Source organism: Flavobacterium sp. TC780 (genome assembly GCF_056783245.1).
This window is the reverse complement of the sequence record NZ_JBXBAV010000017.1, coordinates 44,817-58,568: the sequence shown is the minus strand read 5'-3', so window position 1 is coordinate 58,568 and position 13,752 is coordinate 44,817. Positions and strand designations below refer to the sequence as shown.

The following is a 13,752-nucleotide window of genomic DNA, read 5'->3' as shown; positions in this document are numbered from 1 at the left end:
TCCTGTTACTTGGTTCAGTTACGTATTGCTAAGGTTAATACATGCTCCTGTTGTTAGGGAGGCAGCACCTCAAATCGATGATAGTATTTTTTATCTTTTCGATGATTCTACTTTTTTTATCATCAATTACTTCAAAGCCTAAAGGAACCAGCACACTTTCCAGTGAATTTCTTTCGTCGGAGGTTAGTTCCTTTGTAAGAGTAACTTCTCCCAACTTAATATTGGTAAACTCCAAACCAAGCTTTTCAAGTTCATCTTGAACTACCATTATACAGCGGTTACAAACCATGTTTTTGACAAATAATGTATTCATATTCCTTATTTGATAAAATTTTATATTATAAATATACAGGCAAACTTACTATTAAAATTCAATTTTCTATTCATTATAAATGACTAACTGGGTAAAATATTTAAGACTGTAAATATATATTTACTTATAAATAATAACCTAAATTATAGGGTTGATAAATGATGAATTAGTTTTTTTTCTCACAGTTTACAGCCACTATCAATCAGTAAATGTTATAAATCAAACAAGGAATAACACTATAGTGCAGCCCGATGCTATACTTAAGTTTGTACAAAAAAAATAGGAAAATGGATTTGATATATTATTTAACAAACCCATAAAACTACATGAAAAGATAAAGGAGTTAGTGGGAATTAAATATCTAAATAAAATTAGATTACTGAAACACAACCAAATTTTTATCTATTAATCAGGAATAAATATGATACAAGAACATGCTGCTCAATATGAAAAAGGAATTGTCATAATCCCTGATATATCTGGTTTTACAAACTTTGTTATAAATACTAATATGTTTATCGGAAAATATATAACTGAAAATCTTCTAAAGTCAATAATAAATAGTAATAATCTAAACCTAGAAGTTTCTGAAATTGAAGGAGATGCTATATTGTTTTATAAATACCGCAAAATACCTTCGTTTGATGATACAATAACTCAGATAGAAGTAATGTACGATAACTTTAAAAAAGAAGTAGCCAAGCTTTCCTTACAGCTTGATATAAAAATTCCTTTATCATTGAAAATTATTGTGCACTATGGAGCTTTTACCAAATATAAAATTGGAAGGTTTGAAAATGCTATATGGAGCACCAGTTGTGGAAGCACACAAAATGCTCAAAAATCATATTGCCAAATTTCCGCCTTATGCTTTATTCTCAGATGCATTTTTAAAAGCCAATTTTGAACAACCAGCTCAATCAACTTTAGAATATGATAATTGCGAGAACTGTATGTACCTGCCAGAAATCGGTTATATCCATTATTTGTGATTAGCTAGATTGCCTAATTTCGTATTTATGATATAATGAATAATTGTAGCATTCTAAATTCAAAATAGAATACAAAATTTTTTACTTCTGTTTTATAAAAATGTTTAAGACATTTATAACAGTGATTTTTTGTGTTTGTTTTTTTCTAAGTTTGTTATAGAAGTGTAAGTAAAGTATAAAAGATGAAAAGCACTGAGAAAAAAAGTTGTTGAACAGGAATATAAAACCAACATCAGTACGGTTATTAATATTCAAGACTATGACTGAATTTAAAAAAGCGTTTAGCCTTAACTGATCTTGAGACGAAATTAGAAACCGTCAATAAATCAACCATTTTTAGAACATTGAGTTTGTTTCATGAAAATTTGCTTATCCATACTATTGACGATGGCTTCTGTCCATGAAATATTCAATTTGCATGGAATCCTGTATGTGTACGCTTGGAGAGTTGCATGTTCATTTTAATTGCAACCGTTGTCATAGTACGTATTGTCTTGAAAGTATTTCTATACCACCCATTCAACTTCCTGAAAAATTCTTATTAGAGAGTGTCAATTTTGTAATGAAAGGAATTTGTGAAAATTGTTCCAAAAAAAGCCATCCTGCATTTGCAACCAGGTTCCCAAAATAGGGTGATAATTTTGACATAAGAATTAAAAAATAATTAGATATGTCAAAGCAATGTTGTAGTACAGATGTTTATTTAAAACCTCAAACAAAAGAGGGACATCAGCATAATCACGACCATAGTCACGGAAAAAGAGAGAAAATAGGAAATCATCATGATCATAATCACGAACATGACCATGATCACAGTCACGATCTTGAAGGTAAAACGGCATTTCAGTTATTTTTACCATCTGCCATTTCATTAGTTTTATTGCTCACTGGTATAGGATTAGATAATTATTTTCCTCAGGATTGGTTTACTAATTCGGTAAGATTAGTGTGGTATGTGGTGGCTTATATTCCGGTTGGATTACCAGTCATAAAAGAAGCTATTGAGAGTATTCGCTACAAAGATTTCTTTTCAGAATTTTTTCTAATGGTAATTGCTACAATGGGAGCTTTTGCAATAGGTGAATATCCCGAAGCTGTAGCCGTTATGTTGTTTTATGCTGTGGGCGAAGTGTTTCAAACACTTGCTGTATCTCGTGCTAAAGGAAACATTAAAGCGTTATTAGATCAACGCCCCGATGAGGTTACAATATTAAAAGAAGGCAAACTAACAGTTATAAAGGCAGAAGAGGCAAAAATTGGAGATATTATTCAGTTAAAACCGGGTGAGAAATTAGGACTCGATGGAGAGCTCATTTCAGAAAGCGCTTCATACAATACCGCAGCACTTACTGGAGAAAGTAAACCAGATACCAAATCAAAGGGAGAAAAAGTACTGGCAGGTATGATTAACCTCAATACAGTGAGTCAGGTCAGAGTAACCGTTGCTTATTCTGATAGTAAGTTAAGTAAGATACTAGAACTGGTACAAGATGCAACTAGCCAAAAAGCACCAACGGAATTGTTCATTCGTAAGTTTGCTAAGATATATACACCAATTATAGTTTTTCTTTCGATAGCCATCACGTTGTTACCGGCACTGTTTGTTGATAATTATGTATTTAGCGAATGGCTGTATAGAGCATTGGTGTTTTTAGTTATTTCATGCCCGTGTGCTTTGGTAATCTCTATTCCGTTAGGATATTTTGGTGGTATTGGAGCAGCAAGCCATAATGGTATTTTGTTTAAAGGTTCTAATTTCTTGGATATTCTTGCCAACGTTCAGCATGTGGTGATTGATAAAACAGGAACAATGACAGAAGGTGTTTTTAAAGTTCAGGAAGTACTGATCAATCCCGAATTTGATAAAGATGAAATACTTAAAATGGTTAACGCTCTCGAAAGTCAAAGTACACATCCCGTAGCTTCTGCTATTCATAACTATGTTGGAGAAGTAGATCATACCATCAACTTGTTAGATACTGAAGAAATTGCTGGATATGGACTCAAATCTACTGTTAATGGAAAAGAATTACTGGTTGGTAATTTTAAGCTGCTTGATAAATTTAATATCAGTCATAATGCCAATACTTCTAATATTGTCTACACAGTAATTGCTATTTCTTACGATAGAAAATTTGCTGGTTATCTCACAATCTCAGATAGTATTAAAGTGGATGCAAAAAGTGCTATAGATAAATTGCATAGCATGAATATTAGGGTTACCATGCTTAGTGGAGATAAAAGTGCGGTTGTAGATCATGTTGCAAAACAATTAAGAATAGATAGTGCCTATGGAGACTTACTTCCTGAAGACAAAGTTAATAAAGTAAAAGAAATCAAGGCCAATAACAGGAGTGTAGCATTTGTAGGCGACGGAGTAAACGATGCTCCAGTAATTGCTTTAAGTGATGCAGGTATTGCAATGGGAGGTTTGGGAAGTGATGCTGCCATTGAAACTGCCGATGTAGTCATCCAAGACGATATGCCTTCAAAAATACCAATGGCAATAAATATAGGTAAGCAAACCAAAAAAATAGTTTGGCAAAATATCATATTAGCATTTTCTATAAAAGCTATCGTATTGGTACTTGGTGCAGGCGGATTTGCCACTATGTGGGAAGCTGTGTTTGCAGATGTAGGCGTGGCACTATTGGCTATATTGAATGCCGTTCGAATACAAAGAATGAAATTCTAAAGTAAATGATTTTATCACTTAATCAGTAAATATCACAAATCAAACAAGGAATATTGTAAACGATAAGAGAGGTAATCTGTATAAATTTGCTGTATTAAATAATAATAAAAGAATTAATAAAATGGAAAATAAAGATATTCAATTTAAAACAACCCTTAATTGTGGTGGATGTGTAGCTAAAGTAAAATCTGATTTAGATAATAACGTAGGAATCGGACAATGGAATGTAGATACCGATAGCAGTGATAAAATCCTCACAGTTCAATCAGAAGGGATTACAGAAGATGAAATAGTTACAATCATAAAAAGTAAAGGGTTTAGTGCAGAACCTATAAGATAATAGAAGATTATATGAATAAATTTAAAAAAACACTGCTCACAGGAATTGTATCTATTGCAATGCTATCGGCTTGTAATAATTCTGGGAACAAACAAAAATCAGCAGATATGAGTACACATCAGAACGAAAAAGGAGAAAGTAATTATACTTGCCCGATGCATCCTGAAGTAACGGGAAAAAAAGGCGAAAAATGCTCAAAATGTGGAATGGAATTGGAACCGATAGCAACAGAGAAAGCAAAGGATTTTGAAGTTAAGTTGTCTAGTAATCCTGAGGTAATTGAGGCGGGGAAACCTGCAAAACTTTCTATTTCAATTACAGAGGGAGGTAAAAATGTAGTAATGGATGTGGTGCACGAAATGAAACTACATCTGTTAATTATGAATGAAGAATTAACATGGTTTAATCATATTCATCCAGAAGAACAAACAGATGGAACATTTACTATTCCGGAAACATTTCCAGCAGGAGGAAAATATCTTCTATTTGTAGATTATAAACCAAATGGTACTTCGGGTAAAGTAAAAATGCTGGAAGCTGATGTAAAAGGAACTCCTTTAAAAGTATCAAAAACGACAGCCGAAAAGCTTGTTTCTCGAAGTTTATAATTATACTTTGTTACTTACAAATGGAAACGATTTGAAGACTGAGAGAGGGCAGCTATTAAAGTTTACAGTTGAAAGAGATGGTAAGAAACTAGAACAGAAAGATATTCAACCGTATCTAGGAGCAAATGCACATATTGTAATGATTGCCAAAGAGACAAAAGACTTTCTTCATATTCATCCAATATCAGATAAAGAATTCCCTATTTATGCTGAGACAAAAGTTAAAAAAGTAGGTTTATATAGAATGTGGGTACAGTTTAAAATAGATGGCATAGTTCGTACAGCTGATTTTACTGTAAATGTGTTAGAAGGAACAAAGTCAGCAAATGATAATCACGATAATCATAATCATTAAGAGTAAAATAATTAAGATCCTAATTTACTATTTAGAAGGCTATTTTTGAAGATTACTTGTAGCCTAAGAAGTTTATATTATTTACAAAAAATCTGGATTAAAGGCAAAAGAGAGGCTATTTCATATTGTGATTTAGCCTCTTTTGATGTTTTATAGAGTGATTTGCTGTCTGTTTATAATAAAAATAGTATAATGATTATTTTTTTTATTTAAAATGTAAAAGGTATTGTCATCTAAAGTTTATGGATTGATTTTAAGCTAAAATTCACTTTCAGCTGCATGAATGCGATGTAGTTATTAAAATATAATGTTAGTTGTAAAAAGTTTAATTATTAGCTACTTATGATTTAATTTAAGAATAGTAAGTGCATAGAAAAATGATAGATGATATGCTGTTTTTTGATTCTCTGAAGGTAAATATAGAAATGAGAATGAAATTAAAATTCTATCTAAATAATGTATTGTAAGAATTCTTTATGAAAAAATTAAAAAGAGTGTTATTTTTAGATGGTATATTGCATAACAAGAACGAGCTTCTTTTTTGTATCAGATAAAAAAGGATTCGTAATAATTAAATTTGATTAGAATGAAATTGAGGAGAAAACCAAAAATGACCTTAAAGCGCTATTTTGAAGAAAACTTTGAAGACCAGAAGTTATGGGAATATAACAAAGGAAATGTAGAGTTACTGGTAGAATTAGTGAATTTGGTTCGTCCAAAGAAAATAAAAAAAACAACTGTTGTAGATTTATCTGAACTTATTGATTTGCTTAAGGGAAATCAAAATTATCGTGATGGCCTGATGACCTGTGTTAGTGCACATTTAGAAAAGAAAAAATTTAATAAAATTCTTTCTGATGCGGGTATTCTCCAGAATGCCAATTTCTTTTATGAGGTGCGTAGGCGGTTATTTGCTAAATTAATTCCTGAACAACCCGAAAAAGATACACTGCAATTTATACTAAATCAGGTATTCTTTGTTAAGACTGATCCGCTATGGATAAAGAAAATACCTGAGGAACAAATATGGGAGTTGTACTCTTTATTAGAATTTCGTTCTATTTATGAATCGAGTGATGAAAAGTCATCGCTTACGGAGCTAGTTTTTGCAATGGAGGTTATTACCTATCGTATATGTCGATAAGCCAATCAAGACTGATGTCATCCAGATGGTTCCTGAATATGAAAATTATGAAATTTCCTTTCTTGCTTTCCAACGAGAGTTATTGCTAATAAGTGAAAAGCTGATTGAGTCTAGCGTGAACGTTATGCATCCCGATATCTAGGATACAAACATTGAATTATTTTACACAACAATGTACAGATTATATAGAAACTGCCTTTAAAAACAGTAATAAATTTGGAATCTCATTGCGTGTAAATCAAAGCCTATTGCGAATCCGTCAGCAACTTAATCGCTTGAAATCATTATTACCCGCTTTTAATACAAACGAAGAGCATGATGCAAATAAGAACACCATTTACCTGTCTTACATACTGATTAAATACAATTGTGATAAAAATAATATTGACAAACTAATTAGTGAGTACACAATTGCTATCATACGAAATAACACAACATACAGCTAATACGGGTGAACATTATCTACAAACAGTCGAAAGGAATATTATAAAATGTTTTATTCTGCAGCTGGTGGTGGTTTTATTGTTTGTTCAAATATTGTGTATTATCAAACTATTATTAGGAAAAGTAAATGCCAGTGGATTTGGACATGTTCTCTTATATAGTATGAATTACTCGATAGGATTTATCATAATTTATATCCTCGGATTTACACTTGCAACTAAGCAACCAGCAATGACAGCTTCTGCTTTGGTAAGAGCCTTACAGGAAGGTTTTAAACACAAGGATCAAGACAAGAATGAGTACAAGTATAAAGAGTTTGCGATATTTTTTGCACGAGTATTTCGCTCACAGTTTATTGCATTCGTAGGGAATGTTATTATCGCTTTTCCAGTTTCATTACTTGGTATCTGGCTTATTGACATAGTATTTCATTATAATATTGCTAAAGGAAAATGGCCAATTCTAATAAATGATCTGAATCCGATTTATTCTGCTGCAATTTTTCATGCTGCTATAGCAGGAGTTTTTCTGTTCTTATCTGGAATTATTGCTGGAAGTATTGCCAATCGTGACAAGCACAATCATATTTATTACCGTATTCAAGAGCATCCATTGCTTAAATTAAGTTTAGGAAAAAGGATGACTAAAAAATTAGCTTCGTTATATGAAAAAAAATGGGCAGGAATTATTTCTAATTTTTGGTTTGGTGTTTTTATGGGAAGTACAGTTTTTATTGGAATCTTCTTTGGATTGAATATTGATATCAGACACATTACTTTTGCTAGCGGGAACTTTGCCATGGGTTTATATGGAGCAGACTTTGCTATTACTCAATGGATGTTTTTTTGGTCTGTTCTAGGTATAGGGATTATTGGTCTGGTCAATTTCCTTGTTAGTTTCAGTTTGTCACTAGGACTTGCATTCCGCTCCCGAGATATTCCGATTTCTGAATTAAAACAGGTAACAGGGGCAATTTTCAGGTATTTTCTAAGTAAGCCTTCACATTTCTTTTTTCCACCAAAGAACCATACGGTACAATAGGATTTGAAATTATTAAGCAAACAGTATGTATATGAAGTTTTATCTCTGTATAATTCTATTAATAACACTTTCATTAAAAGCACAAAATAAGTTAGATTGTTCTAAATGTTTAGTGGAGCTTATTGATGAAAGCAAACTACAAAATGAAGATCTTAATTCTTTGAAATTATTGAAAAATGAAATTTACGCAAGAAAAGGATATGTTTTTTCAAATCTGGAATATATCAATTTTTTTAAGAAGCATAATTGGTATAAGCCAGTAAATGATAACAATAGTATTATTTATTCAGATATTGAAATTAAAAACATTGCAATCCTAACGCAACGAATTAGTGAGATTTCTGAAGCTCTAGTGAATGAAAATAATAGTAAGTACAAAATAATTTCAAAAGAAAAGACAGATGAAATTTTCACGGACAAGAAAAAAAAGGAATTAGAGATAAAATTTGATATCTGGAAAGTTTACAATTATAAGGATAAGACAGGAGAATATTATTTAGTCTTGACAGAAAATAAATTTAAAGAACCTGCAGATGGAAATTTTTTTAATAATTCGATTAAGGCATTCAACTTTAAAAAAGAAAACAACCGTTTAGTAAAAACTTTTGAAATTAATGATGCTAAAGGGAAGAACGAAGAAAGTATTTGGTTTTGGACACGATATATTTATGTAGAAGATTTTGATAATGATGGTATTATTGAGCCAATAGTAATTTATGGAACAAGTGGTAATAATGGATATGATGATGGAAGAATCAAAATTCTGCTGTATTACAAAGACAAAAAGACTGGAATTCGAATTCAAAACGGAATCTTAGATGATGAAAGAAACTTTAGCGTAGATGCTGATTTTTATACTGTTCCAAAGAAAATACAAGATAAAATTTTGGAACAGATAAATTCAATGGTTAAAAATAATCATTCTATTCTGCCTTACGGTTGGCAAAAGAAAGTAGCCAAAAAAATGACTTTCATTCAGGAATGAAAAACGGATTCAACCGATTTTGAAAACGTGGAGTTACTATATTTTAAATATCCAGTTTTTAAAATAATTGGTTTATTTTGCGAATGTGGGAGAATCAAAAAAATAATAAATAGAATATTCTTTAAAAGATTAAAAAATAAAAATGGAACTTAATACCTTAGAAAAAGTTGGAATTAATAATATAGTTGATGTGTTAAATCTTTCATTTTCAGATTATATTGTGCCACTACAGCTTAATTCAGAACAGTTAGAAGCTAAGATTTCTTGCCGAAAACATAAAATTAGATTTATCGATTGGTGTTTTTTCATCAGGTAAACTAGTTGGTTTTATGCTTCATGCTGTAAATAAATTAGATGGGCAATTGGTTGCTTATAATGCTGCAACAGGAGTTATTCCAGATTATAGAGGTCAAGGTTTAGTTGCTAAAATGTATGATTATCTACTACCTAAACTAAAAGATTTAGATGTAAAGGAAATGATACTCGAAGTTATTGTAGGTAATAATGCAGCAATTCGAGCTTATGAAAAAATGAATTATAAAATTCACAGAACAGTTAATTGCTATGGCGGACCTATTAAAATAACTGATAAAAAGAATACTGTTGAAATTAAAGAATTAGAAGATTTTGAATGGGATACTTTTCTCTCTTTTTGGTCTATAGAGCCTACCTGGCAAAATACAATTCAAAGCTTAGATAATAGTAAGGAGCGCTGCCGTATTTTGGGAGCTTATATCAAAAATGAACCAGTAGGTTATATGGTTTATAATCCTACATCACGACGAATTTTACAAATTGCTGTTGTTGCTAACCATAGGCGTAAAGGAGTGGGGACACAATTAGTAAATAAGATGTTAGGAGATACAGATTCTAAAGAATTGTTCATAAATAACGTTGATGACAATTCAATAGAAACAAATGCTTTTTTAAAGGATTTGGGGCTTTTAAATAAAGTATCACAGTTTGAGATGAAAAGAAAAATTTGATTGATATCGGTTTCATTTTAGAGGATGTGATTAAAAATACTGAAATAAAGAAAAACGAATTAAAATAGGTAAACTACTATTTTAATTCGTTTTTTGATTTATCCTACTTTAACTTTACTCTTATGTTGATAAGAAGATTTGAGTAGATATGTTTATCTTTTCTTATAATAAACCTAAATTTTTTGCTTTTTCAATTAAATCTTTATCACTTCCTTTCTCTTTCAAAAGCTGATCTTTTATATTTGCTTTTCTTTTTTCTATTGCACTCATTGAAAGAGGTATATAATTAGGAAGATTGACTGTTTTGACACCTTGGGAAATTAAGATTAAGATTTGATTATCATGATTATCCCAATTAATATTTTTTTTGAACAAATCTCTTTGTGATTCTATAATAGTTTCACTTTGTACTATCTCTCCTTCTAAAATTCTTTTACAAATAAGAGGAAATAACTCAAAATTAATGTCACTTTTGGATATTAGACCTTCAGGTTTTACACCCTTAATTATTTTGTCAACGGTTAGTGGTTCACTGTGCATAGTAAGAAGAACTATTTTACAGTTTTTAAATTTCTCTCTAATGAGTAGAGCCAAATCAATACCATTATTAATATTAAGCTTTTTGAATGGAGGAAGATTAATATCTAAGAGGGCAAAATCAATATTCTTATCTTGCTTTAATTCAAAAATTATTTTATTATAAGCATCTTCACAATTATGGCTTTTTATAAAGTTTGGCAGTTCTTTTTGAAACCCGCCATCAGATAAAAGATTAACATAACCATCCACAGTCATTGGGTGATCATCAACAATTAAAATATTAAGACTCATATAGGTTTAATTCTATTATTGAAACAAATTTAATAAATATTACGGACTTTCCGTACAATTTTAATAAATTCATATTCTTTTTTTTTGTTTTTAATAAAAATCAATGCGTTTAACTCCTTGAAAATAAAAATGAAATATTACGGACTTTCCGTACTTTGGTTTTGAGAGTTTTACAAGAGGGCTTATGTTCTTATTAACAATTAGTTATGTTCTATTTTTTTTTAATAATAAATGAAATGTTACGGATTTACCGTACATTTTAATTTCAATATAGCTGTTTTTTTGCTGTAATAATAATCAGCTAAAAAATTATGCTATGAAAAACAAATTGCTTATTTCAGGATTACTACTTTCTATTTCTTTATTGACTACTTCATGTACAAATGATGATTATGAAATTCCAGAAATTAAAAATACCTCATTAAAAGTTATGTCAAAAGAGGAATTGAAAACGAATTTGGATAAAAAAATTAATTCGAAAGTAAAAGATTCTATAAATGAAACTAATGTTTCTGAAGGTGATGTTACAACAGGGACTGAAGGTGATCCAATTATTGTAATACCACCTAGAAAAAATTAATTTTTTTTTATTATTTTCTGAAATAGTGATTATTTCATTTATTCTTAAAATTCACATTGTTTTTATTTCAAAATGGTATATTTGAAATTGTAAAATAATACTTAAACTTTGAGAACATTTCTAAAAATAATTTCTTTATTTCTTATGCTGATAATTTTTTCATGCAAAAAGAAGGAATCATCCAGCAGCGAAATAAAAACCTCTATATCTTTCAGTAATAAGTATTTAGAAGGTGCTAAAAAAGAAAAACATTTAGACTCTATATTTAATTTGCTAAATGCCAAAAAAAATGATTCTGTCATTAGAAATCTGTATTTCAGTATAGCGACAGAGTATTATTATAATGAGAACCTAAATAAATCTTTAGCTGCTAGTTTGAGAGCTCTTAAATTATCAAAAGAGGTTAACGATAAAGAGGGGATTGCAAAGGCATTATATTATATTGGAGATGGTTATGGAAATGTAAAAAAGGACAGTGCCTATTTTTATTATTTGCAAGCAGAAAAATTATATTATAAGTTATCAGATTATGATAACACAGCAAGGATGTTATTTAGTAAAGCGCGTGTTTTATTTTATGATGGAAATTATATAGAATGTGAAGTAGAAATTTCTAAGGCTTTACAGCATTTAAAAGGTTCTAAAGATCAGCGGTTAATTTATTCTTGTAATGCGTTAATGGGTAATTGCTTAGAGAAGTTGACTAATTATGATAAGGCATTATGGTATCACCAAATGGCTTTGAATAATTTAGAAAAAATGAAACTCAATACTATTGATAAAGAAGAGCTGAACAATTATAATGTAGCGTCTACTATTAATATTTGTAATCTTTATGATTTAAAAGGAGAATATTCAAAATCTATTGAAAAGCTGCAAGCGTTGCTTTCTAAAGATTTGGAAGAAAAATGGCCAAGATTATATGCAAATGTACTTAGTAATCTGGCCTATTCTAAGATGAAAAACGGGCAGTATCACAATGTCTATTCAATGTTTTCAAGATCATTAAAAATTTTAGAAAAAAGTGGAGACGAATCTGATATTCTTTATAAAAAAATTCACATTGGGGAATACTTTTTAACACAGAAAGATACTTTACAAGCAGTTCAGATCTCAAAGAAGCATATCTGTTAGCTATAAGAATTAAGAATAGTAATGAGGTTCTAACGTCATTAAAACTACTTTCTACTTTAGATAAAGAGAATAACTTTTATTATGCAAATGAATACATTAATTTGAGTGATAGTATCAACATTGTTCAAAAAAATGCACATAATAAATATGCTAGAATTGAGTATGAAACTTCAAGAATTGAAGATGAAAATAAAGTTTTGACCAAAAAAAATCTATACATGTTAATTATATCTTTTATACTAATACTTTTATTTGTAATCATTCTTGTTTTTAGATATTCAAAATATAAAAACAAAGAATTACAGTTTTTGATTAAGCAAAAAAAGGCTAATGAAGAGATTTATTTATTGCTCATTGAGCAAAATGAGAAAATAAATATTGCTAGAGAAAATGAGAAAACTAAAATAGCAAGAGAATTACATGATGGAGTGATGAATAAAATTTACGGAATTCGAATGAATTTAGGTTTTTTTAATGCAAAAATTGAAGCTGAAATAATTGAAAAACGTAAAAATTATATTGCTGAGTTGCAAAATGTTGAAAATGAAATTAGAACGATATCTCATGAATTAAATCGAAATTCCTTTTTTGAAGGAAATGATTTTAATAAAATGTTGACAATCTTGGTTGATGGTCAAAAAGATATCAGTACAACACAATTTGAATACATAATTGATGATTCTATAGATTGGAGTACTGTTCAGAATGTTTATAAAATAAATTTATATCGAATAATTCAAGAGGCGATTTTAAATGTTAATAAATATGCAAATGCTAATAATTGCGAAATAAAAATTCAAAAAATAAAAAATAATTCTTTGAGGTTAAGTATTATTGATGATGGAAAAGGATTTAAGGTTAAATCCTCAAAAGATGGTATTGGACTAACTAATATGAAGGATCGAATAGCCACCTTAAAAGGAAAGTTAAAAATCAATTCTAAAATTGGAAAAGGAACAGAGATAGAAGCTATTTTTAATCTCGATGCTATAGTTTAGACATTTTATTTTTTTTAAACCCCGATATTCTGGGTTTTTTTATTCTATAAAATTAGAGTAATAAGTTTATCCAGCTTTGTATTTAATCTTTTATAATACCCTTGGAATATTAAATCTTCAATGATATTCCCCTTTTTTTTCTTAAAATAATTTACTACGTTTTTCTGCTCTATAATTATTTTAAATTTTAAAAATACTACCAATTAATACCTATTGTTTGTGGCATTTACCTAGTTGATTGTTATGTAGTTGTTTTAATAAAGTAACCCCGTAAATTTTAAACAAAAAGTCCGTAATTTTTTTTTA

At 29.6% G+C, this 13,752-nt stretch carries 14 protein-coding genes and 1 pseudogene; 13 read left to right on the top strand and 2 right to left on the bottom strand.

All coding sequences use genetic code 11. From position 1 onward, the window contains the following. Nucleotides 1-34: 34 nt before the first annotated feature. On the bottom strand, nucleotides 35-313 hold the full coding sequence (locus AC1RYN_RS01770) for a hypothetical protein (protein WP_481805587.1): 279 nt from the start codon (nucleotides 311-313) through the stop codon (nucleotides 35-37). A gap of 421 nt (nucleotides 314-734) precedes the next feature. On the opposite strand from AC1RYN_RS01770, the gene AC1RYN_RS01765 reads away from it, so the two are divergent. The 10 genes and pseudogenes from AC1RYN_RS01765 (at nucleotide 735) to AC1RYN_RS01720 (ending at nucleotide 9,903) form a co-directional block, all read left to right on the top strand. Then, on the top strand, nucleotides 735-1,220 hold the full coding sequence (locus AC1RYN_RS01765) for a DUF2652 domain-containing protein (protein ID WP_481805586.1): 486 nt from the start codon (nucleotides 735-737) through the stop codon (nucleotides 1,218-1,220). 755 nt (nucleotides 1,221-1,975) lie between these two features. Further along, nucleotides 1,976-4,000 (top strand): heavy metal translocating P-type ATPase, encoded by a 2,025-nt coding sequence (locus AC1RYN_RS01760; protein ID WP_481805585.1) that lies wholly within the window; start codon nucleotides 1,976-1,978, stop codon nucleotides 3,998-4,000. 121 nt (nucleotides 4,001-4,121) lie between these two features. Further along, the gene (locus AC1RYN_RS01755; RefSeq protein WP_481805584.1) at nucleotides 4,122-4,340 is read left to right on the top strand and encodes a heavy-metal-associated domain-containing protein; all 219 of its coding nucleotides are present in this window, start codon (nucleotides 4,122-4,124) and stop codon (nucleotides 4,338-4,340) included. Nucleotides 4,341-4,351: 11 nt separating this feature from the next. After that, on the top strand, nucleotides 4,352-4,948 hold the full coding sequence (locus AC1RYN_RS01750; protein WP_481805583.1) for a heavy metal-binding domain-containing protein: 597 nt from the start codon (nucleotides 4,352-4,354) through the stop codon (nucleotides 4,946-4,948). A gap of 31 nt (nucleotides 4,949-4,979) precedes the next feature. Continuing rightward, nucleotides 4,980-5,303 carry a hypothetical protein gene (locus tag AC1RYN_RS01745; RefSeq protein ID WP_481805582.1) on the top strand — a complete coding sequence of 108 codons (324 nt, stop codon included), beginning with the start codon at nucleotides 4,980-4,982 and terminating at the stop codon, nucleotides 5,301-5,303. 586 nt (nucleotides 5,304-5,889) lie between these two features. Next, the gene (locus tag AC1RYN_RS01740) at nucleotides 5,890-6,447 is read left to right on the top strand and encodes a hypothetical protein (protein WP_481805581.1); all 558 of its coding nucleotides are present in this window, start codon (nucleotides 5,890-5,892) and stop codon (nucleotides 6,445-6,447) included. A 152-nt stretch (nucleotides 6,448-6,599) separates the two neighbouring features. Next, a pseudogene (locus AC1RYN_RS01735) lies at nucleotides 6,600-7,932 on the top strand (hypothetical protein). A gap of 31 nt (nucleotides 7,933-7,963) precedes the next feature. Further along, nucleotides 7,964-8,917 (top strand): YARHG domain-containing protein, encoded by a 954-nt coding sequence (locus AC1RYN_RS01730; protein WP_481805580.1) that lies wholly within the window; start codon nucleotides 7,964-7,966, stop codon nucleotides 8,915-8,917. A gap of 142 nt (nucleotides 8,918-9,059) precedes the next feature. Then, the gene (locus tag AC1RYN_RS01725) at nucleotides 9,060-9,233 is read left to right on the top strand and encodes a hypothetical protein (protein WP_481805579.1); all 174 of its coding nucleotides are present in this window, start codon (nucleotides 9,060-9,062) and stop codon (nucleotides 9,231-9,233) included. Nucleotides 9,234-9,246: 13 nt separating this feature from the next. Continuing rightward, nucleotides 9,247-9,903: a GNAT family N-acetyltransferase gene (locus tag AC1RYN_RS01720; protein ID WP_481805578.1), complete on the top strand. Its 657-nt coding sequence runs from the start codon at nucleotides 9,247-9,249 to the stop codon at nucleotides 9,901-9,903. Nucleotides 9,904-10,065: 162 nt separating this feature from the next. On the opposite strand, the gene AC1RYN_RS01715 is transcribed toward AC1RYN_RS01720, so the two are convergent. Further along, nucleotides 10,066-10,734: a response regulator gene (locus AC1RYN_RS01715; protein ID WP_481805577.1), complete on the bottom strand. Its 669-nt coding sequence runs from the start codon at nucleotides 10,732-10,734 to the stop codon at nucleotides 10,066-10,068. A 316-nt stretch (nucleotides 10,735-11,050) separates the two neighbouring features. On the opposite strand from AC1RYN_RS01715, the gene AC1RYN_RS01710 reads away from it, so the two are divergent. The 3 genes from AC1RYN_RS01710 to AC1RYN_RS01700 all read left to right on the top strand — a co-directional run bounded on the left by AC1RYN_RS01710 (nucleotide 11,051) and on the right by AC1RYN_RS01700 (nucleotide 13,446). Beyond that, the gene (locus AC1RYN_RS01710) at nucleotides 11,051-11,314 is read left to right on the top strand and encodes a hypothetical protein (RefSeq protein ID WP_481805576.1); all 264 of its coding nucleotides are present in this window, start codon (nucleotides 11,051-11,053) and stop codon (nucleotides 11,312-11,314) included. A 108-nt stretch (nucleotides 11,315-11,422) separates the two neighbouring features. Beyond that, the gene (locus AC1RYN_RS01705) at nucleotides 11,423-12,448 is read left to right on the top strand and encodes a hypothetical protein (protein ID WP_481805575.1); all 1,026 of its coding nucleotides are present in this window, start codon (nucleotides 11,423-11,425) and stop codon (nucleotides 12,446-12,448) included. Between the two features lie 101 nt (nucleotides 12,449-12,549). Beyond that, nucleotides 12,550-13,446 (top strand): sensor histidine kinase, encoded by an 897-nt coding sequence (locus AC1RYN_RS01700; protein ID WP_481805574.1) that lies wholly within the window; start codon nucleotides 12,550-12,552, stop codon nucleotides 13,444-13,446. Nucleotides 13,447-13,752 lie beyond the last annotated feature (306 nt).